This is a genomic window from Streptomyces sp. NPDC026659 (genome assembly GCF_040638245.1).
Classification (GTDB): Bacteria; Actinomycetota; Actinomycetes; order Streptomycetales; family Streptomycetaceae; genus Streptomyces.
The window spans coordinates 130,660-150,358 of record NZ_JBEZXY010000004.1; the positions used below are offsets into that span (position 1 = coordinate 130,660).

The 19,699-nt window shown below is 72.5% G+C and carries 18 protein-coding genes; 13 read left to right on the plus strand and 5 right to left on the minus strand.

Features of this window, described 5'->3' with window-relative positions:
* Positions 1-59 precede the first annotated feature (59 nt).
* The 11 genes from AB0E91_RS12685 to AB0E91_RS12735 all read left to right on the plus strand — a co-directional run bounded on the left by AB0E91_RS12685 (position 60) and on the right by AB0E91_RS12735 (position 14,329).
* Positions 60-1,325 carry a 6-phospho-beta-glucosidase gene (locus AB0E91_RS12685; RefSeq protein WP_361779376.1) on the plus strand — a complete coding sequence of 422 codons (1,266 nt, stop codon included), beginning with the start codon at positions 60-62 and terminating at the stop codon, positions 1,323-1,325.
* Positions 1,316-2,326 (plus strand): BadF/BadG/BcrA/BcrD ATPase family protein, encoded by a 1,011-nt coding sequence (locus tag AB0E91_RS12690; protein ID WP_361779379.1) that lies wholly within the window; start codon positions 1,316-1,318, stop codon positions 2,324-2,326. The genes AB0E91_RS12685 and AB0E91_RS12690 overlap by 10 nt, the downstream gene beginning before the upstream one ends.
* A gap of 201 nt (positions 2,327-2,527) precedes the next feature.
* On the plus strand, positions 2,528-3,991 hold the full coding sequence (locus AB0E91_RS12695; protein ID WP_361779382.1) for a hypothetical protein: 1,464 nt from the start codon (positions 2,528-2,530) through the stop codon (positions 3,989-3,991).
* Between the two features lie 14 nt (positions 3,992-4,005).
* On the plus strand, positions 4,006-5,028 hold the full coding sequence (locus AB0E91_RS12700; RefSeq protein WP_361779385.1) for a glutamate ABC transporter substrate-binding protein: 1,023 nt from the start codon (positions 4,006-4,008) through the stop codon (positions 5,026-5,028).
* 54 nt (positions 5,029-5,082) lie between these two features.
* Positions 5,083-6,387 carry a hypothetical protein gene (locus AB0E91_RS12705; RefSeq protein WP_361779388.1) on the plus strand — a complete coding sequence of 435 codons (1,305 nt, stop codon included), beginning with the start codon at positions 5,083-5,085 and terminating at the stop codon, positions 6,385-6,387.
* Positions 6,388-6,440: 53 nt separating this feature from the next.
* Positions 6,441-8,852, plus strand: a complete 2,412-nt coding sequence (locus AB0E91_RS12710; RefSeq protein ID WP_361780124.1) for a tetratricopeptide repeat protein — start codon at positions 6,441-6,443, stop codon at positions 8,850-8,852.
* A gap of 4 nt (positions 8,853-8,856) precedes the next feature.
* A complete protein-coding gene (locus tag AB0E91_RS12715) occupies positions 8,857-10,134 on the plus strand; it encodes a protein phosphatase 2C domain-containing protein (RefSeq protein WP_361779391.1) in 1,278 nt (425 codons plus the stop codon).
* A 140-nt stretch (positions 10,135-10,274) separates the two neighbouring features.
* On the plus strand, positions 10,275-11,597 hold the full coding sequence (locus AB0E91_RS12720; protein ID WP_361779394.1) for a VWA domain-containing protein: 1,323 nt from the start codon (positions 10,275-10,277) through the stop codon (positions 11,595-11,597).
* Between the two features lie 42 nt (positions 11,598-11,639).
* Positions 11,640-13,268: an FHA domain-containing protein gene (locus tag AB0E91_RS12725; RefSeq protein ID WP_361779397.1), complete on the plus strand. Its 1,629-nt coding sequence runs from the start codon at positions 11,640-11,642 to the stop codon at positions 13,266-13,268.
* Between the two features lie 164 nt (positions 13,269-13,432).
* Positions 13,433-13,942 carry a DUF6083 domain-containing protein gene (locus AB0E91_RS12730; RefSeq protein WP_361779400.1) on the plus strand — a complete coding sequence of 170 codons (510 nt, stop codon included), beginning with the start codon at positions 13,433-13,435 and terminating at the stop codon, positions 13,940-13,942.
* Positions 13,943-13,954: 12 nt separating this feature from the next.
* Positions 13,955-14,329: a hypothetical protein gene (locus tag AB0E91_RS12735; RefSeq protein ID WP_361779403.1), complete on the plus strand. Its 375-nt coding sequence runs from the start codon at positions 13,955-13,957 to the stop codon at positions 14,327-14,329.
* 67 nt (positions 14,330-14,396) lie between these two features.
* On the opposite strand, the gene AB0E91_RS12740 is transcribed toward AB0E91_RS12735, so the two are convergent.
* Positions 14,397-15,239 carry an SDR family NAD(P)-dependent oxidoreductase gene (locus tag AB0E91_RS12740; RefSeq protein ID WP_361779406.1) on the minus strand — a complete coding sequence of 281 codons (843 nt, stop codon included), beginning with the start codon at positions 15,237-15,239 and terminating at the stop codon, positions 14,397-14,399.
* Positions 15,240-15,259: 20 nt separating this feature from the next.
* Positions 15,260-15,607, minus strand: a complete 348-nt coding sequence (locus AB0E91_RS12745) for a nuclear transport factor 2 family protein (protein WP_361779409.1) — start codon at positions 15,605-15,607, stop codon at positions 15,260-15,262.
* A gap of 125 nt (positions 15,608-15,732) precedes the next feature.
* Here AB0E91_RS12745 and AB0E91_RS12750 point away from each other — a divergent pair, with 125 nt between their 5' ends.
* Together AB0E91_RS12750 and AB0E91_RS12755 are read left to right on the plus strand one after the other, a co-directional pair.
* Positions 15,733-16,266, plus strand: a complete 534-nt coding sequence (locus AB0E91_RS12750; protein ID WP_361779412.1) for a helix-turn-helix domain-containing protein — start codon at positions 15,733-15,735, stop codon at positions 16,264-16,266.
* 67 nt (positions 16,267-16,333) lie between these two features.
* Positions 16,334-16,738, plus strand: a complete 405-nt coding sequence (locus AB0E91_RS12755) for a globin (protein WP_361779415.1) — start codon at positions 16,334-16,336, stop codon at positions 16,736-16,738.
* A gap of 12 nt (positions 16,739-16,750) precedes the next feature.
* Here the strand turns inward: AB0E91_RS12755 and AB0E91_RS12760 are convergent, their stop codons facing one another.
* The 3 genes from AB0E91_RS12760 to ettA are packed head-to-tail and all read right to left on the minus strand — an operon-like array spanning position 16,751 to position 19,531.
* Positions 16,751-17,428: a hypothetical protein gene (locus tag AB0E91_RS12760; RefSeq protein ID WP_361779417.1), complete on the minus strand. Its 678-nt coding sequence runs from the start codon at positions 17,426-17,428 to the stop codon at positions 16,751-16,753.
* Positions 17,425-17,859: a thioesterase family protein gene (locus AB0E91_RS12765; protein WP_361779420.1), complete on the minus strand. Its 435-nt coding sequence runs from the start codon at positions 17,857-17,859 to the stop codon at positions 17,425-17,427. Before AB0E91_RS12765 ends, AB0E91_RS12760 begins: the two co-directional genes overlap by 4 nt.
* A 7-nt stretch (positions 17,860-17,866) precedes the next feature.
* The gene (gene ettA, locus AB0E91_RS12770; RefSeq protein ID WP_361779423.1) at positions 17,867-19,531 is read right to left on the minus strand and encodes an energy-dependent translational throttle protein EttA; all 1,665 of its coding nucleotides are present in this window, start codon (positions 19,529-19,531) and stop codon (positions 17,867-17,869) included.
* Positions 19,532-19,699 lie beyond the last annotated feature (168 nt).

The window sequence follows — 19,699 nt, forward strand, 5'->3', positions numbered from 1 at the left end:
CCCGCGCGCCACGGCCTACGTTCGCGCCGATCACCCCCGGCAACGCGAGGGAGTCGCCCGTGAAGCTCACCGTGGTCGGCGGAGGCTCGACCTACACCCCGGAACTCGCCGACGGCCTCGCGCGGCTGCGCGACACGCTGCCCGTGGAGGAGCTGGTCCTCGTCGACCCGGCCCCGGAGCGCCTGGAGCCGGTGGCGGCCGTCTCCCGCCGCATCCTCGCCCGCTACGGCCACCCCGCCCGGATCACCGCCACCGCCGACCTGGAGGCCGGAGCCGAGGGCGCCGACGCCGTACTGCTCCAGCTGCGCGTCGGCGGCCAGGCGGCCCGGAACCAGGACGAGACCTGGCCGCTGGAGTGCGGCTGCGTCGGGCAGGAGACGACCGGCGCGGGCGGCCTGGCCAAGGCGCTGCGCACGGTCCCGGTGGTGCTGGACATCGCCGAGCGGGTACGACGGGTCAGCCCCGGCGCCTGGATCGTGGACTTCACCAACCCGGTCGGCATCGTCACCCGCGCCCTGCTCAAGGAGGGCCACCGCGCGGTCGGCCTGTGCAACGTGGCCATCGGACTCCAGCGCACGTTCGCCGCGCTGCTCGGCACCGCACCCGGCGAGGTCCACCTCGACCACGTGGGCCTGAACCACCTCACCTGGGAGACCGCCGTCCGTCTGGGCGGCCCCGAGGGCCCCGACGTGCTCCCCCGCCTGCTGGCCGAGCACGGCGACACCGTCGCCGCCGCCCTCCGCCTCCCCCGCGCCCTCCTCGACCGCCTGGGCGTGGTCCCCTCGTACTACCTGCGCTACTACTACGCGCACGACGAGGTCGTGGACGAGCTGCGCGCCAGGCCCTCGCGGGCCGCCGAGGTCGCCGCCATGGAGCGCGAGCTGCTGGCGATGTACGCCGACCCGGCGCTGGACGAGAAGCCCGCGCTCCTCGCGAAGCGCGGCGGGGCGTACTACTCCGAGGCGGCGGTGGACCTCACGGCCGCCCTGCTCACCGGGAGTGGCAGCCCGTACCAGGTGGTCAACACCATGAACGCGGGCACGCTGCCCTTCCTCCCCGCCGACGCGGTGATCGAGGTCCCGGCGGCGGTGGGCGTGAAGGGAGCGGTGCCGCTGCCGGTGCCGGAGGTCGATCCGCTGTTCGCGGGGCTGATGGCGAGCGTGACGGCGTACGAGGACCTGGCCCTGGAGGCGGCCCTGCGCGGCGGCCGCGAGCGGGTGTTCCGCGCACTGCTCGCGCATCCGCTGGTCGGCCAGTACGCGTACGCCGACTCCCTCACCGGCCTCCTCCTCGCCCACAACCGGGAGCACCTGCCATGGGCGTGACCGGCACCTCCGTGAACGGCACCTCCGTGAACGGCACCGCGCTCGCCGTCGACGCGGGCAACAGCAAGACCGACGTGGCCGTGCTCACGGCGGAGGGCGAGGTGCTGGCGACGGCGCGCGGAGGCGGCTTCCGCCCGCCGGCCGTGGGCCTGGACCGGGCCATCGACGCCCTGGCCGAACCGGTCGGACAGGCACTGGCGGAGGCGGGCCTCACGACCGTCTCCCACGTCTCCGCATGCCTCGCGAACGCCGATCTCCCGGTGGAGGAGGCCGAGTTGGCGACCGCGCTGCGCGCCCGCCCCTGGAGTCCTTCCGTCGCCGTCCGCAACGACACCTTCGCCGTCCTGCGCGCCGGAGTGGCCGAGCCCCGGGGCGTGGCGGTGGTGTGCGGGGCGGGCATCAACTGCGTGGGGATGCGCCCCGACGGCCGCACGGCCCGCTTCCCGGCCCTCGGCCGCCTCTCCGGCGACTGGGGCGGCGGCTGGGGCCTGGCCGAGGAGGCGTTGTGGCACGCGGCCCGCGCCGAGGACGGCCGGGGCGATGCGACGGAACTGGCCCGCGCGCTCCCGGCGCACTTCGGCCTGGACTCGATGTACGCCCTGATCGAGGCCCTGCACCTGGGACACCTCCCGTCGACCCGCCGGCACGAGCTGACGCCGGTCCTCTTCGCGACGGCCGCCCGGGGCGACGCGGTGGCCCGGTCCCTGGTCGAGCGGCTCGCCGAGGAGGTCGCGGTGATGGCCACGGTGGCCCTGACCCGCCTGGACCTCCTCGCGGAACCCACACCGGTCGTGCTCGGCGGCAGCGTGCTGACGGCCGGTCACGCCGTACTGGACGACGCCGTACGCGAGCGTCTCGACGCCCGTGCTCCGCACGCCGATCCACGCCCGATCCGCGCCGCTCCCGTCCTGGGCGCGGCCCTCCTCGCCCTGGATCACCTGAACGCGCCCCCGCGATCCGGGGAACGCGCCCGTGCGTACTGGGAGTCGGAGCGCACCTGATCCCAACCCCCGTTGCCGACAGGTCCTGTTCACCGCCTCACCGGGAACCGATCGGGATTGACCCGGCGTGTTTCTGGACAGGTCGTGTTCCTGGACGGCCGGTGCCATGCCGTCGTCCGGGCGAGATGCGGTGAAGGCTGGTGCGGAAGGCGGTGCGGGCGGTGATACTGGGCGGCGAACGATGACCATGGGGGAGGTCGGGTGACACAACCGCCGAGGAGCAGCGCGCCGCCGACGGCAGGCTCGGGCCTGCCCGCGCGGCCCACCGTGCCCGCACAGCCCGGCGCACTCCCGCAGCCCGCCGTCCCGGCCCAGGTCACTCGCCCCGCCGCTCCCGTCCAACCCCCTGCCCGTCGTACCGCGTTCGCCGAGGGCGCCGAGCGGCTGCGGGCCGCCGCGACCACCGAGCCGGGGCGGCTGCGGGTCATCGGGGCCGTACTCGCCCTGCTGGTCGTGGCGTTCGGCGCGGTCGCCGCGTGGCAGAGCAGTGAGCGCGCGGCCGCCGCCGACGACGTGCTGCACGGCAGCCAGCCGCTCAGTTCCGGGGCCGCGTCGATCTACCGCTCGCTGGCGGACGCCAACACCACGGTCTCCAGCGGCTTTCTGGCGGGCGGGCAGGAGACGCCCGAGACCCGGGACCGGTACGAGAAGGACATCAGCCGGGCCGCCGCCGGGCTCGTCACCGCCGCCGCCAAGTCCGAGCCGGACTCCCCCGCGGCGGCGAGCATCGCCAAGCTGAACCGGCTGCTGCCGGAGTACAAGGGCCTGGTCGAGCGCGCCCGGGTCTACAACCGGCAGGGCTATCCGGTGGGCGGCGCCTATCTGCGGTACGCCAACGAGAAGATGCAGCAGGACATGCTGCCGGCCGCCGAGGACCTGTACACCAAGGAGAACCAGCGCCTGGCCGCCGACTACGGCGACGCGACCCCGTACCCCTGGGCGGCCATCGCGCTCGGGGTCGTCGCGCTCGGCGCGCTCGCGTGGGCCCAGCGCCGCGAGTACCGGCGCACCAACCGCGTCCTGAGCCACGGCCTGGTCGCGGCCACCGCCGCCGCCACCGTGGTCCTGCTGTGGCTGGTCGTCGGCCACACCGTCGCGCGTGCCGGGCTGCACGCCTCCGACGAGCACGGCATCCGCTCCCTGAACGTCCTGCACAGCGCCCAGATCGCCGCCCTGAAGGCGCGCGGCAACGAGAACCTCGGCCTGGTGGCGCGCGGCGCCGAGACGGTCACGGTCGACGGCACGGTGTACGACGCGTACTACCACGGCTTCGACCAGGAGCTGGCCGAGCTGGGCGGCAGCCTGAAGCGGGCGGGCTCCCTCGCCGACGACCCGACGGGCGCCCGGCCGGTCACGGCGGCGACGCGGAACATGGCGGAGTGGAAGAAGCGGCACGCCGACGCCCACCGCGAGGACGACAGCGGCGACTACCAGCAGGCGCTGGCCATGGTGATCGGCGCCAAGGGCACCACCGGCGAGTGCTTCGACGGCGTGGACGAGAACCTGAACCGCGCCATCGGCCACGAGCAGGCGGAGTTCGAACGGGCGGCCGGGGACGGCCGCGACGCGATGACCGGACTGCCCGCGGGCGCGGCCGCGCTCGGCGTGCTCGGCGCGGCCGGTGCCGTGCTGGGCATCGGGCGCAGGCTTTCGGAGTACAGGTGACAGGGGGCCGGAGCATGGACGCGGCAGAAGGACCCGCCCGGCTGCGCGGCTGGGGCGGGGTCGGTGCGATGGCGGTGCTGTGTGCCCTCGCGCTCACCTTCGTGCTGATGCTCCCGCGCACCCAGGCGCACCCGGCGCCCGGTCCGGTGACGTCCGTGGGCCCGGTGGTCGAGGGCAGCCAGGCGCGCGCCTCCGACTGCGAGGACGCGAAGGCGCAGGACCGGTCGCTGCCGCCGTCGGGCGCGAGCGGGAAGACCATCGACGCGATCAAGGCCCGGCCCGGCACGCGCAAGCTGGTCGTCGGTGTGGACCAGAACAGCTACCGCTGGGGCTATCGCAATCCGAACAACCCGGGCGCGGAGCTGGAGGGCTTCGACATCGACCTGGTGCACCGGATAGCCGAGGACATCGTGGGCGACCCGGACGCCGTGCAGTTCCGGGCGATCCCGACCAGCCAGCGCATCGCGGCGCTCCAGGAGGGCCGGGTGGACATGGTGGTGCGCACGATGACGATCAGCTGCGAGCGGCTGAAGGACGTCGCGTTCTCCGCGCCGTACTTCCGTACCGGGCAGCAGGTGCTGGCGCCCAAGTCCTCGCCGGTGAAGGGGTATCAGGACCTCGCGGGCAGACGGGTGTGCACGGCGGCGGGCTCGACCGCGCGCAAGAAGCTGGAGGCGGACGTGCGGTCCGGCGCGGTGCGGGCGATCGTCGCCCAGGCGGTCCCCAACCAGCTCGACTGTCTGGTCCGGCTCCAACTGGGCGAGGCGGACGCGGTGATCACCGACGGCGCGCTCGCCGCGAGCCAGGCCGCCCAGGACCCCACCCTCGAACTCAAGGGCCCCGCCTTCACGACCGAGTACTACGGCGTGGCCATGGCGAAGGACGCCAAGGACCTGGTGGGCCGGGTCAACCGCGTGCTGGCGGACTACCGTTCCGACGGCTGGCAGGCGTCGTACGACAAGTGGCTGTCGGCGACACTGGGCAGGGACGCGAAGCCGTACCGTCCGCCCGTGCCGGAGTACCGGGGTGAGAGCTGAGCGAAGCGGGCAGTACGGGACAGCGCCGACTTGGACAGCAGCGAGAGGTGATCGATGGGCGTCACGGACCCCGCCGGGCCGGTGATGGACCGGGACGAGGTGGACCGTGCGCTGGCGCGGCTCGGCCAGGAGCACGAGGCGATCGAGACCTCGCTGCTCGCGCTCCAGGACCACGCGGGCCGCAGACTTCTGGAGGGCGCCGAGCTGACCGGCGTCACCGAGGAGCGCTGGGCGGCCGCGGAGGAGGCCATCACGGTGCTCTGGGCCTGTTTCGACGCGTACACGGCCGCGCTGCGCCGGGCCCGCGAGATCCGCTCCCGGCGCCGCTGGTCCAGCCGTGAGGACCTGGTGGAGCTGACCGGGCTGCTGCGCGGGGAGTCGGTGACGCTGGCGAGCCCGTCGCTCCCGGCCGGCACCGGCAGGCTCAGCGAGAGCTGCACGCTGACCGCGCTGGTCGACCGGATGAACGAGCTGTACGCGTCCTCCCTGGACGTGGTGGTCGCCGCCGACGCCGTGTGGTCGGCACTGCCCGCCCGGATAGATTTACTCGCCGCCGAACTCCACCGCACGCGCGGCCTCGCCCACTCCGTCGGGGTGCGCCCCGGCGAACACCCGGCCGGTGACGACCTGGAGGGCATCACGGCCACGCTGACCGCGCTGCGCGCCCGGGTGATCAGCGATCCGCTCGCCTACTGGACGCCCGCGCAGGGCAGTTCGGCGCCCGGCGGCGGCCGTCCGGACACCACGGTCTACGACCGGGAGGCGCGCGCCCTGGAGGATGTACGCCGGGAGATCGACGCGGTACTGACGGTCCGCCAGGATGCCGAGGAGCGGCTGCTCCGGCTGCGGGACGTGCTGTCGCGCGCCGACCGCACGCTGGCGGAGGCGCGGACCGCGCGCGGTGAGGTCCTGGCGAAGATCGCGGCGACCGAGGTGCCCGTGGTGAGCGGGCCGCCGACCGTGCTCCAGGAGCAGTTGGCGACGGCGGCGGACCACCGCAGGCACGCCCGCTGGCACCGGCTCTCCCCGCTGCTGGACTCCCTGGAGCGGCGGGCGGAGGACGAACTGCTGCGCGCCCGCGAGTCGTTGACGGCCGTGACCGCGCCGCTCGCGGTCCGTGCCGAGCTGCGCGGGCGCCTGGACGCCTATCGGGCGAAGGTCGCCCGGCACGGCCTGGCCGAGGACCCGCTGCTGATCGAGCGGTACGACGCGGCCCGCCGCATGCTGTGGAGCGCGCCCTGCGATCTGCGCGTGGCCGAGCAGGCGGTGCTGCGCTACCAGCACGCGGCGGCCGAACTGCTCACCGCGCCGAAGGTGCCGGAGCACGGGCCCACGGACGCGAGGGAGGACGAGGGGTGAGCGAGGAACGGCACGCCTGCCAACGCCCGGACTGCGCAGGCACGTACGAGGACATGGGCGGCGGGGAGCTGTACTGCGACACCTGCGGTCTGGCACCCGTGGTCGCCCCGGCACCGGCCGCACCGGCGCCTTCCGCGGTGACTCATGTCGCGGCCCCGGACTCCACCGGCCCGGCGACGAGCGGCAGTTCGCGCAGCGCCCGCACCTCCTCGCAGTCCTCGCGCTCGCGCCGCTCGGTGTCGGGGCGGCTCTCCCGCGCCGACTCGGGCCGCACCGCCGGGCGTTCGGTGTCGGTGCGCAGCTCGGGCGCGTCCTCGGGGCCTTCCGGGCGCGGACGCCTCGGCGCCGGTCTGGTCGCGGTGCCGCAGGTGCCCCGGCCCGACCCGCGCGCGATGGTGCTGGAGAACCCGCAGGTGCCCGAGCGCAAGCGGTACTGCTCCCGCTCGGACTGCGGGGCGCCGGTCGGCAGGGCGCGGGGCGAGCGTCCGGGCCGCACGGAAGGTTTCTGCACCAAGTGCGGCCACCCGTACTCCTTCGTGCCGAAGCTGCGCGGCGGGGACATCGTGCACGGGCAGTACGAGGTGGCGGGCTGTCTCGCGCACGGCGGGCTCGGCTGGATATACCTCGCCGTCGACCGGGCCGTCTCCGACCGCTGGGTGGTCCTCAAGGGCCTCCTGGACACCGGTGACCAGGACGCGATGGAGGCGGCGATCTCCGAGCGCCGGTTCCTCGCGGAGATCGAGCACGCGGGCATCGTGCGGATCTACAACTTCGTCGAGCACCTGGACCAGCGCACCGGCTCCCTGGACGGCTACATCGTCATGGAGTACGTCGGCGGCAAGTCCCTGAAGGAGATCGCCAACGCCCGCCGCACCCCCGAGGGCCGCCGCGACCCGCTCCCGGTGGAACAGGCGTGCGCGTACGGCATCGAGGCCCTGGAGGCGCTCGGCCACCTCCACAGCCGCAACCTGCTCTACTGCGACTTCAAGGTCGACAACGCCATCCAGACCGAGGACCAGCTCAAGCTGATCGACATGGGCGCGGTGCGCCGGATCGACGACGAGGAGTCCGCGATCTACGGCACGGTGGGCTACCAGGCCCCCGAGGTCGCGGACATCGGTCCCTCCCCCGCGAGCGACCTGTACACGGTGGGCCGCACCCTCGCCGTCCTCACCTTCGACTTCCAGGGCTACACGACCGTTTACGCCGACTCGCTGCCCGACCCGGACACCATCGAGGTCTTCCGGCGCTACGAGTCCTTCTACCGCTTCCTGGTCCGCGCGACCGACCCCGACCCGGCCCGCCGGTTCGCCTCCGCCCAGGAGATGGCCGAGCAGCTGACCGGGGTGCTGCGCGAGGTGGTCTCGCTGCAGACCGGGCAGCCCCGGCCCGCGCTCTCGACCCTGTTCGGGCCCGAAGTGCGGGTCACGGACACCGAGTTGTTCCCGGTGCTGGACGGCGACGTGTCCCGGCTCGGCACGCGCGGCACGGGCCGTACGCCCCCTGCGCCGCCCCCGGCCCTGGTGCGGCCGGTGGACACGGCGGCCGCCGCGCTCGCGCTGGCCGTCCCGCTGGTCGACCCGAACGACCCGGACGCCGGGTTCCTCGCGGGCCTGACCGCCACTGCCCCCGCCGAACTCCTCGCCGCCCTGGACGCGGCCCCCGCGCAGACCGTGGAGACCCGGCTGCGCCGGGTCCGGGCCCGGCTCGAACTCGGCGACTCCGAGGCCGCGTTGACGACCCTGGGCGCGCTGGAGGCGGAGCGCCCCGACGACTGGCGGGTGGTCTGGTACCGGGGCGTGACGGCGCTGGCCACCGGCGACCTCGCCCACTCCGCGCTCGCCTTCGACGCGGTCTACGACGCCTTCCCAGGCGAGCCCGCGCCCAAGCTGGCGCTCGGCCTGTGCGCGGAGGTGCTGGGCCAGCTGGACAACGCCGCCGAGTACTACCGGCTGGTGTGGGCGACCGACCCGGGCTTCGTCAGCACCGCGTTCGGGCTCGCCCGGGTGCGGCTCGCGGCCGGGGACCGCACCGGCGCGGTGGGCACCCTGGAGTCGGTGCCGGAGTCGTCCATCCACTACACCGCTGCCCGGGTCGCGGCCGTGCGTGCCCGCCTCAGACAGCGCACGGCGGGCCCGGGTGACGTACCGTTCCTGGACGATCTGACCGCCGCGGCGGGCCAGATCGAGGCGCTGGACGCGTACGGCCTGGACCCGGCGCGGCGCGAGCGGTTGTCGGCGGAAGTCCTCGGCTGCGCGCTGGACTGGATACTCTCCCAGGGCCGGGCCCCCGGCTCGCCCGTCCCGGGCGGACGGGTGCTGCTCGGCAGCGGTCTGGACGAGCGGGGTCTCCGGTTCGGCCTGGAACGCGCGTACCGCACGCTGGCCCGGCTGGCGCCCGGCGGCGAGGAGAGGATCGAACTGGTGGAACGGGCCAACCGTTACCGCCCCCGGACGTGGGTGTAGGCGAATGTCACAGATGCCCCAGCAGGCCGCACTGCCGAAGTGCCCGAGCTGCGCGGAGCCGCTCGAGGCCGGCGACCTCTTCTGCGGTGCCTGCGGATACGACCTCTCCCAGGTGCCCGCGCCGCCCGGGGACCAGCCGACGCTCGCCATGACGGGCGCCGCCGACGTGGACTGGCCGGACCCCGAGCCACCGGGCCCGGACAGCGCCGAGCCGAGGACGCACCGCGCGACGGACGTGCCCGGCACCGACTCCGGCGGCGCGCCGCTGCCCGGACCGGCCTCCGCGGGCGTACGGCTCGACCGGCCCGCCGAGCCGGAGGAGTACGCGCTCCAGGCACCGGACCCGCGCGCCGAGTCCGTGGCGTCGGCCCCGGTCTGCGTGGCCTGCCGGGCGGGCCGGGTGGACGGCGACGGCTACTGCGAGAACTGCGGCCACGCCCAGCCCCGCGAACGCGACCACATGGAGCGCGAGTCGGGCCCGCTGGCCGCCGTCAGCGACCGGGGCCTGCGCCACCACCGCAACGAGGACGCCTTCGCCGTCGCGCACACCGCGCTGCCCGACGGCGCGCCCGCCTCCGTCGCCGTCGTCTGCGACGGCGTCTCCTCCGCGACCCGCCCCGACGAGGCGTCCATGGCCGCCTCGCGCGCCGCGAGCGACAGCCTGCTCGCGGCCCTGCCACGCGGCACGCATCCGCAAGCGGCCATGCACGAGGCGATCGTCACCGCCGCGCAGGCCGTGGACGCGCTCGCCGGGGAGCCCGACGAGGCCCGCGAACACTCCCCGCACCAGAACGCCCCGGCCTGCACCCTCGTCGCCTCGGTCGTCACCTCCGGGCTCCTGGTGGTCGGCTGGGTCGGCGACAGCCGCGCCTACTGGGTGCCCGACGACCGCTCCGCCGCCCCGGCCCGCCTCACCGAGGACGACTCCTGGGCCGCCCAGATGGTCGCGGCCGGGCTGATGAACGAGGCCGAGGCGTACGCCGACGAGCGCGCCCACGCGATCACCGGCTGGCTCGGCGCCGACGCCTATGAACTGGAGCCGCACACCGCGTCGTTCAAGCCCGACCGGGCCGGTGTGGTGGTGGTCTGCACCGACGGCCTGTGGAACTACGCCGAGGCGGCGGAGGAATTGGCCCGCATCGTGCCGCAGGACGCGGCGGAGCGTCCGCTGCACGCCGCGCGGGTGCTCGTCGGCCACGCGCTGGACGGCGGGGGCCACGACAACGTAACAGTGGCCGTCGTGCCGTTCCCCGCGCCCGCTCGGGGGGCAGGATCGGCCTGAGGCCGTTCGCGCGCGGGGACCATCGCGCGCCGTGGGGCGGCCGTGTACGGGGAAGCAGCCGCGAGGCCGGAGGGGACCGGGTTCGCGGCCCACGCGCCGCCTCGCCCCGGCGAGGTGCTTCTTGGGGGATGTGAAGCAGCATGGCCAACTTCGCGAAACCGGCGGGCCCGCGGTTCTCGGTGGACGTCTACCAGAACGAGTACCTGCCGGAGGACGGCCGCGAGGTCCACGCCGTCGTCACGGTGACGGCGACGGGCGGCGGCACCGCGCCCCAGGGGACGGGCGGTAGCCGGGGTCCGTCGGCCGCCGTGGCGCTCATGGTGGACTGCTCCGGCTCGATGGGGTCCACCAAGATGCGCAACGCCCGCGACGCCACGGCCGCCGCCCTGGACACCCTGCGCGACGGCACCCACTTCGCGGTGATCGACGGCACGCACGTCGCCCGCGAGGTCTACCCCGGCGGCGGGCGGCTCGCGGTCGCCGACGCCACCACCCGCGCGCAGGCCAAGCAGGCGGTGCGCCGCCTCTCGGCGGGCGGCGGCACGGCCATCGGAACCTGGCTGCGCCTCGCCAACCGGCTGCTCGCCTCGGCGGACGTGGAGATCCGGCACGGCATCCTGCTCACCGACGGACGCAACGAGCACGAGTCGCCCGAGGCGCTGCACGTCGCCCTGGAATCGTGCGCCGGACGCTTCACCTGCGACGCCCGCGGGGTGGGCACCGACTGGGAAGTGAAAGAAGTCACAGCCATCGCCTCGGCGTTGCTCGGCACCGCCGACATCGTCGCCGATCCGGCCCATCTGACCGCCGACTTCACGGCGATGATGGAGACGGTGATGGGCAAGGCGGTCGCCGACGTGGCCCTGCGGGTGTGGACCCCGGTCGGCGCCTCCGTCTCGTACCTCAAGCAAGTGGCGCCCTCCGTAGAGGAGTTGACCGGCCGCCGCACCGAGGCGGGCCCGCGCGCCGGGGACTACCCGACCGGCTCCTGGGGCGACGAGTCCCGCGACTACCACCTGTGCGTGACGGTCCCGGCGGCGGGACTGGGCCAGGAGATGCTGGCCGCGCGGGTCTCCCTGGTGGTGCCGCAACCGGACGGAACCGCACAGAGCCTGGGCGCACAGGGGCTCGTACGGGCGGTATGGACCGACGACTTGACGGCCTCGACCGCGATCAATCCCCAAGTGGCCCACTACACAGGCCAGGCCGAACTGGCGCAGGTCATCCAGCAAGGAATAGACCTCCGCAAAGCGGGTGATATGGACGGAGCAACGGCCAAACTGGGACGCGCCGTTCAGCTCGCGCGGGTGTCGGGGAACGCGGATACTGCGAAACTGCTTGCGAAGGTGGTGGACGTGGTGGACGCCTCGACAGGTACTGTGCGGTTGAAAGCGAAGGTCACCGAGGCCGACGAGATGACACTCGAAACGCGGTCCACCAAGACCGTCCGCGTGAAGAAGTGACCCTGCAGAAACCAGTGCCTCAGGAGAAGGGGTAGCACCGACATGCCGACCTGCCCGAACGGACACCAGTCGGGTTCCGACGACTGGTGCGAGGTGTGCGGTCACCGCATGGCCGGTGCCGTACCCCCGCCCCCGCCGCCCTCCGGCGGCTACGGCTTCCCGCCGCCGCGCGCCGAGGGGCGCCCCGCGTCGTCCCCGAACCCGGAGCTGTGCCCGCAGTGCCGCACGCCCCGCGAGGGCGGCGCGCCCTTCTGCGAGGAGTGCCGGTGGAACTTCCTCACCAACACAGCCACCTCGTACACCCCCGCGTCCCCGCCCGGCGGCGGCCGTCAGCAGCCCCGCTTCCAGCCCCCGAGCGCCTCCTACGGCGGCGGTGACGGCTACGAGTACCAGGGCTCCCGACCCTCCCAGGTCAACCGCCCCGCCGAGCCGATACCCCCCTTCGACAACGAGCCCTCGGGCCCGACCCCGTTCGGCGCCGCCCGCGGCGGCCCGGCGACGCCTCCGCAGACGGCGGGCGGCCAGTCGGCCTTCGGCGCACGTCCCGGCGGCCCGCCCCCACAGGGCTTCGGCGGCGGCCAGAACGCCCCCGGCGGCGCCCCGGGCAACCCCGGCGGAGGTCCTGGCGGTCCTGGTGGCGGCCAGGGACGCCCGTCGATGTTCGAGCGGGAGCGACCGGCCCAGGGCGGCCAGGGCGGTCCCGGCGGCGCTTCGCCGTACGGCAGCCGCGAGCAGTCGGCCCCCGGCGGCCAGGGCGGCCAGGGCGGCCAGTCGATGTTCAGCCGCGAGCCCTCGGGCCAGGGGAGCATGGGCGGCCCGGGAGGCCAGGGCGGCATGGGCGGCCCGGGTGTCCCCGGCGGCCAGGGCGCCCCGGGCGGAGGCGGCCCCTCCCCCTCCCCCTTCGACCGAGGCCCCTCTGCCCCCTCCGGCCCCGGCGGCCAGGGCACGCAGGGCGGCGGTGGCGCCCAGCCCCCCTACGGCCGCGACCCCTCCGGCTTCCCCGGCCCCGGCGGCCCCTCCGGCCCCTCCGGCCAGGCACCTTCCGCGTTCGGCGGGGCCCCCTCCCGGCAGGCCCCGCCCCCCGGCCCCTCCGGCTACCCGCAGCAGGGCGGCCAGCCGAACAACGGCGGCCCGTCCTTCGGCGGCGGCGCCGACGACTGGGTGATATCCCCGCCGTCGTCCCCGTCGCAGAACGGCCCCGCCGGCGGCTACGGCTACCCGCAGCCGGGCGGGCAGCAGGGACCGTCGGGCTACCAGCAGCGCCCGGCCACATGGATGGTGACCATCGGCCCGGACCGCGAGTACTTCATGGCGATGATGCAGCGCTCCGGCCCCGAGGCGGCGGGCCTCAACCTGCCCGCCTACTCCCCCGAGCAGCAGCGCCCCCTCACCGGCAACCAGCTCACCATCGGCCGCCGCCGCCACTCCACCGGCGACACCCCCGACATCGACCTCTCCGTCCCCCCGGAGGACCCCGGCGTCTCCCACCAGCACGCGGTCCTGGTCCAGCAGCCGGACGGCAACTGGGCGGTGGTCGACCAGAACTCCACCAACGGCACGACGGTCAACGGCGGCGACGAACCCATCCAGCCGTTCGTCCCGGTCCCGCTCCAGGACGGGGACCGGGTGCACGTGGGGGCGTGGACGACGATCACGATCCGGCGGGGCTGACCAGCCAGCAATCGAAGAGGCCCCGGAGAAATCCGGGGCCTCTTGTCGCAGGAGATTCTCTCGCGAGCAGCGAAGGAAACAGCCTTGTGATGCAGGACTTACCTGCTATGAAGGCCGATTTGTGACCTACTGCCATTCGTTCGGAGTCGCCCACACTTGAATACATGGGGGCTACAGGCGAGCGCGGCGAGCGCTTTTGTGGGCGCTGCGGAAAATCCGGCCCGACTGTCCACAGCCGAGGACGCATCGATCTCATAGCCGAACTCTGCGACACGTGCTGGAACCGCCTCGCCAACCAGATCGCGCAGCACGAAGGCGCCACGGCGGCACCCCGCCTGGAGCCGGACCCCGACGATGTCACGTTCCTGGAACCGCCCCGCTGCACCCTGTGCGATGCCGACATCCGCGTCTACCCGACGGTCTACGACCGGTGGGTCGGCCTGGCTATGACGGAATTGCCCGCCAAGGACGTTCCCGAACGCTTCCGATGGCGCCTCATAAAGATCCCGGCACCCCGGTCACTGGTGATCATTGATGTGGTGGCCGTCCGAGTGCGAGCAATTGATCCATTACCGGGAGAGCTGGTGATACCGGCTCACCATATGCTGTGCGCCGACAAGAGCGCGGAGCGGCCGTCAACCAAAAAGCCCGCGATTCCCCGACACCCGCTCTGAGACGCTGGGCAGATGCTGACCGAAGATGAAGCACGACGACTCGTCTTGAGGGAACTCGCACAGTCCGCTGGAGCGGTACACCTGGATCTTGCGATCTCCAGGGTTGAACCGGTCTCCTTCGGCTGGGTCTTCCACTGGTGCGCGCGACAGGACATCGACCGTCCCGCCGGCCGGCGTCCAAGTCTCGGCGGCAACGGCCCTTTCCTGGTGGACCGGAAGAACAAGCGACTCATCCGAACCGCGCCCGGCAAGCCCCTGCCCCAGCAGATCGCCGACTACGAGCGGCGCCTGAGGCGTGAGACCCACTCACGGAACGCGGCAGCGAAGCGCGCTGTGCGGCAATCCCAACAACCGGGCCTGTCTGGCGACATCCACGTAGGGCCGTAGCACCTCCGCCACTCCCCGACCAGGCCCGGTGTCACTGCGCCAGTCGTTCACCCGTCTTTATGGCGTACTACTTACCAGGCAGAAAGTCCGCGCCCCGCGAAGCACCCTCGTAGGCGCGCAACTCCTCGACCATGCCGACCAGTTGCTCGTGGACGGCCTCATAGCCCCCCGCCCCCAGCACGATCCGTCGCGGCGGCTCCTCCCGATCCATGGCGTCCAGAACGGCCCGCACCCCGCGCTCCGGATCCCCGGGCTGACGCCCGTCCTGCTCGATCATCGACGTACGGACCGACTCGATGAACGGCAGATACGCGTCGACCGACTCGGACACCGACTCGTCGGCGAAGGCGGTGTACGCGCGGGTTCGGAACGCCCCCGGCTCGACAGCCAGGACGCGGATGCCGAACGGAGCCACCTCCCCGCGCAGCGCCTCGGTGAGACCCTCGATGGCGAACTTCGCAGCGCTGTAGTAGCCGAATCCTGGTACGCCCCGCAGCCCGGCGACGGAGGACATGTTGACGATCCAGCCACTGCGCTGGGCCCGCATGCCTGGGAGGACGGCACGCAGGATCTCCGTGACGGAGAAGAAGTTCAGCTCGAAGGACCGCCGTACGTCGGCCTCGGCCATGCCTTCGACGGAGCCGTACCAGCCCCGGCCCGCGTTGTTGACCAGCACGTCGATGCCGCCGAAGCGTTCTTCTGCGGCACGGACGGCGTCATGGACCTGTCCGGCGTCGGTGACGTCCAGCGGCAGGACGAGCACCCGGTCGCCGTGGTCGGCGGCCCAGTCGTCCAGGAGCTGCGGTCGGCGCGCGGTGAGAACGACGTTGTCGCCGCGTTCGAGCGCGGCGTCGGCGTAGGCCATGCCGAACCCACCGGGAGTGCCGCCGGTGATGAACCAGGTATTCATGCTTCCTCAGTCCTGACGGTTCAGGGAGCGATGTCGAGCCCGCTGATCAGCCCTCGGTCGAGGACGAAGCGGTAGCGCAGGTCGACGGTTCCGCCGGGGAAGTCGCCTTCGAGGTGCTGGACGACGGTGTACCGGTCGGGGCCGTCGCGCTCGGCGCCGACGAGCGTGGTGGTGTACGTGTACTCGGAGCCGGTCCGCTCCAGCCAGCGCGTGATGGCGGCGGTGCCCTCGTGGGTCTGCCCGTCGTCCGCGACGGTAGCCCCAGTCGTGAACGTGGCCAGGGCGGCGGGGACGTCGTGCGCGTCGTGCGCCCGCAGATAGCGCCGGACGACCTCCGGCAGCTCGACGGTCTCGGGGTTCTCGGTCATGGGAGCGCCTCGCAGACAGGAACATGCGGATAGGAACATGGCGACATGGCTCGGTGCCGGTTGCCCGGTCACTGCTAAAATAGAAGCCAGTAACTTCGACTTTAGCAGTAACCAGGGAGCGTGCCATGTCGAACCGGATCAGGCTGGAGGACCGCGAGTGCCCGCTGTCGACCACGGTGCGGCACGTCGGCGAGTGGTGGACGCTGCTGATCCTTCATGACGCCTTCGACGGCTACACGCGCTTCGACCAGTTCCAGCAGAGCCTCGGCATCTCCACCAGCATGCTCACCGCGCGCCTGAAGACCCTGGTGAACGACGGCCTCCTGGAACGGCGCCCGTACCAGACGAACCCCGTCCGCCACGAGTACGTCCTCACCGACCTCGGCCGCTCCCTGCGCCCCGTGATCGTCGCCCTCGCCGCCTGGGGCAACCGCCACCTCGACCCCCAGGACCGCTCCATGATCCTGATCGACGCCGAGACCGGCCAGGAGTCCGACCCGATCGTGGTCGACGCCCACACCGGCAAGCGCCTCGACGACAGTGAGGCGTACGTGTTCAGCGCGGGCCCGGCGGCGAGCGACGCGATGCGGGCGCGCTACACCGAACTGGAACGGCAGCGGCGTACGCGCGGCAGTGTTCACCACCCGACCGCGTCGTAGCCGCACGGCACCGGGCAGGGGTCCTACGCCCCAGGTCCTCGGTCCCCCCGTCTGAGACCATGGACGGGTGAAAGAGATCCGGCGTGGCACGCTTCAGGAGCAGACCTTCTACGAGCAGGTCGGTGGGGAGGAGACGTTTCGGCGGCTCGTCCACCGCTTCTACGAGGGCGTCGCGGAGGACCCGCTGCTCAAGCCGATGTACCCGGAGGAGGACCTGGGTCCGGCCGAGGAGCGGCTGACGCTCTTCCTCATCCAGTACTGGGGTGGTCCGACCACCTACAGCGAGAACCGGGGGCATCCCCGGCTGCGCATGCGGCACGCGCCGTTCGCCGTGGACCGGGCCGCGCACGACGCCTGGCTGAAGCACATGCGGGTGGCCGTGGACGACCTGGGGCTCTCCGAGGAGCACGAGCGGACGCTGTGGAACTACCTCACGTACGCGGCCGCCTCGATGGTGAACACCGAGGGATGACACCGGGCAGGGTCAGCGCACGCTGACGCCGAGCGCGCCAAGACCCGCCCCGCGCACGGCGACCGAGCCGTACGGCGTGCGCAGCCTCAGCCAGGTCCCCGAGGACAGCAGGACGACGTCCTCCGCGCCGGTGCCGGGGCGCAGGAAGCCCAGGGAATGCGCCGCGTGCACGGCGCGCAGGGGGAGCCGGGTCGTAGCGATCTCGCGGGACCAGATCTCCCGTCCCGTACGGTCCAGTTCGGCGCGGGTGCGCGCCTCGGGCGCCAGTTCCTCGGTGCGGGCGCGGAACTCCGCGACCGACCGGCCGACGGTACGGCGCAGCTCCTCCGGAGCGGGGAGCCCCGGCTCGGGACGCCAGCCGCCGCGCGGGGGCAGGACCCCGGCCCAGGGCGGGCCCGTGACAGCGGCGGGTACGGCCGCGGTGGCCGCCCGGTCGTCCAGGGACTCCAGCAGTTCGCCCGCGGAGACGGTCGCGTCGAGGGTGACGTCGAGCCCGTCCTCGTAGGGCTTGGCGAGCCGGGCCGCGCGGATGGCGAGCACCTCGAAGGACGGCGGCCGGCCGAACACGGCGAGCGCCGTACCGGCCGCTTGAAGGCGTACCGCCGCACCCCGGTCGTAGTGGAGCAGCCGGGAGAGGAAGGCGCCGAGGTCCGCCGCCTCCCTCTCGTCGGCGAGATGGAGCACCGTCATGCGGCGACGGCCTCCTCCTCGTCGGGCGCCCCGGTTTTGCCGCCGTCGTCGGTGTACTCCGTGAGGAACTCACGCTCCTCAGCGGTGATCCGGCGGGGCCGCTGGGCCTCGAAGTCGAACGGGACTATCACGGTGGACGCCCGTACGTAGACGAGATCGTCGTCCTTCACCTCGTAGGTGATGGTGAAGGACGCGGCCCTGATCTCGGTGACCCACAGCTCGATGTCGACCGGCGCGTGCCGGTGGACGAGCTGCCGCTTGTAGTCGATCTCGTGTCGCGCCACGACCGACCCCTGCTTGAAGTCCTTGTCCGGGCGGAACAGGAAGTCGATACGGGCCTCCTCCAGGTAGCGGAGGAACACCACGTTGTTGACGTGGCCGTACGCGTCCATGTCCGCCCAGCGCAGCGGGCAGCGGTAGATGTGGCGCAAGGTGAGATCAGCCCCGGGTCAGCTTCTTGTAGGTGGCACGGTGCGGGCGGGCGGCGTCGGCGCCGAGCCGCTCGATCTTGTTCTTCTCGTACGACTCGAAGTTGCCCTCGAACCAGAACCACTTCGACTCACCCTCGTACGCGAGGATGTGCGTGGCCACCCGGTCCAGGAACCAGCGGTCGTGGGAGACGACCACGGCCGCACCCGGAAACTCGAGCAGCGCGTTCTCCAGGGAGGACAGCGTCTCGACGTCGAGGTCGTTGGTGGGCTCGTCGAGGAGCAGCAGGTTGCCGCCCTGCTTGAGGGTCAGCGCCAGGTTGAGGCGGTTGCGCTCACCACCGGAGAGGACCCCGGCCGGCTTCTGCTGGTCCGGGCCCTTGAAGCCGAACGCGGAGACGTAGGCGCGGGACGGCATCTCGACCTGGCCGACGTTGATGTAGTCCAGCTCGTCGGAGACGACGGCCCACAGCGTCTTCTTGGGGTCGATGTTCGCGCGGCTCTGGTCGACGTACGAGATCTTGACGGTCTCGCCGACCTTGATGGAGCCGGAGTCCGGCGTCTCCAGGCCCTGGATCATCTTGAACAGGGTGGTCTTGCCGGCGCCGTTGGGGCCGATGACACCCACGATGCCGTTGCGCGGCAGCGTGAAGGACAGGTCGTCGATGAGGACCTTGTCGCCGAAGGCCTTGGAGAGGTTGTTGACCTCGACGACGATGTTGCCCAGACGCGGACCCGGCGGGATCTGGATCTCCTCGAAGTCCAGCTTCCGCATCTTGTCGGCCTCGGCCGCCATCTCCTCGTAACGCGCGAGACGGGCCTTGGACTTGGCCTGCCGCCCCTTGGCGTTCGACCGCACCCACTCCAGCTCTTCCTTGAGCCGCTTGGCGCGCTTGGCGTCCTTCTGGCCCTCGACCTTCAGACGCGTCTGCTTGGTCTCCAGGTACGTGGAGTAGTTGCCCTCGTAGGGGTACGCGCGGCCGCGGTCGAGCTCAAGGATCCACTCGGCGACGTTGTCCAGGAAGTACCGGTCGTGGGTGATCGCCACGACGGTGCCCGGGTACTTGGCCAGGTGCTGCTCCAGCCAGTTCACCGACTCGGCGTCGAGGTGGTTGGTGGGCTCGTCGAGGAGCAGCAGGTCGGGCTGCTCCAGGAGCAGCTTGCAGAGCGCGACGCGGCGCTTCTCGCCACCGGAGAGGGTGGTGACCGGCCAGTCGCCGGGCGGGCAGCCCAGCGCGTCCATGGCCTGCTCCAGCTGGGCGTCGAGGTCCCAGGCGTTGGAGTGGTCCAGCTCCTCCTGGAGCTTGCCCATCTCGTCGAGCAGCGCGTCCGAGTAGTCGGTCGCCATCAGCTCGGCGATCTCGTTGAACCGGTCGAGCTTGCCCTTGATCTCGGCGACACCCTCCTGGACGTTCTCCAGGACGGTCTTCTCGTCGTTCAGCTTGGGCTCCTGCATCAGGATGCCCACGCTGTAACCGGGGGAGATGAAGGCGTCACCGTTCGACGGCTGCTGCAGACCCGCCATGATCTGCAGGACGGTCGACTTACCCGCGCCGTTCGGTCCGACGACACCGATCTTCGCTCCCGGAAGGAAGTTCAGGGTGACGTCGTCGAGGATCACCTTGTCGCCGTGCGCTTTACGCGCCTTGCGCATGGTGTAGATGTACTCAGCCAAGAGAAACCGTCCGGCAGCTTGAAATCTGGCAGTGGGCAGATACACCCCATCTTGCCGTACGGCCAGGGGTGGGCGGTAACTCGTTGGGGCGGGGGCGTCTGACCTGGGCCTTCACGGCTGATCGAAGTGGCACGCCCGTCAGTACCGACCGACATGGGGCTCCATCGA

Excerpts from the sequence above, each read along its gene's own strand:
- AB0E91_RS12690 (WP_361779379.1), top strand. The coding sequence starts at position 1,316 with ATGGGCGTGACCGGCACCTCCGTGAACGGCACCTCCGTGAACGGCACC.
- AB0E91_RS12700 (WP_361779385.1), top strand. The coding sequence starts at position 4,006 with ATGGACGCGGCAGAAGGACCCGCCCGGCTGCGCGGCTGGGGCGGGGTC.
- AB0E91_RS12705 (WP_361779388.1), top strand. The coding sequence starts at position 5,083 with ATGGGCGTCACGGACCCCGCCGGGCCGGTGATGGACCGGGACGAGGTG.
- AB0E91_RS12710 (WP_361780124.1), top strand. The coding sequence starts at position 6,441 with ATGGGCGGCGGGGAGCTGTACTGCGACACCTGCGGTCTGGCACCCGTG.
- AB0E91_RS12715 (WP_361779391.1), top strand. The coding sequence starts at position 8,857 with ATGTCACAGATGCCCCAGCAGGCCGCACTGCCGAAGTGCCCGAGCTGC.
- AB0E91_RS12720 (WP_361779394.1), top strand. The coding sequence starts at position 10,275 with ATGGCCAACTTCGCGAAACCGGCGGGCCCGCGGTTCTCGGTGGACGTC.
- AB0E91_RS12725 (WP_361779397.1), top strand. The coding sequence starts at position 11,640 with ATGCCGACCTGCCCGAACGGACACCAGTCGGGTTCCGACGACTGGTGC.
- AB0E91_RS12730 (WP_361779400.1), top strand. The coding sequence starts at position 13,433 with ATGGGGGCTACAGGCGAGCGCGGCGAGCGCTTTTGTGGGCGCTGCGGA.
- AB0E91_RS12735 (WP_361779403.1), top strand. The coding sequence starts at position 13,955 with ATGCTGACCGAAGATGAAGCACGACGACTCGTCTTGAGGGAACTCGCA.
- AB0E91_RS12740 (WP_361779406.1), bottom strand. The coding sequence starts at position 15,239 with ATGAATACCTGGTTCATCACCGGCGGCACTCCCGGTGGGTTCGGCATG.
- AB0E91_RS12745 (WP_361779409.1), bottom strand. The coding sequence starts at position 15,607 with ATGACCGAGAACCCCGAGACCGTCGAGCTGCCGGAGGTCGTCCGGCGC.
- AB0E91_RS12750 (WP_361779412.1), top strand. The coding sequence starts at position 15,733 with ATGTCGAACCGGATCAGGCTGGAGGACCGCGAGTGCCCGCTGTCGACC.
- AB0E91_RS12760 (WP_361779417.1), bottom strand. The coding sequence starts at position 17,428 with ATGACGGTGCTCCATCTCGCCGACGAGAGGGAGGCGGCGGACCTCGGC.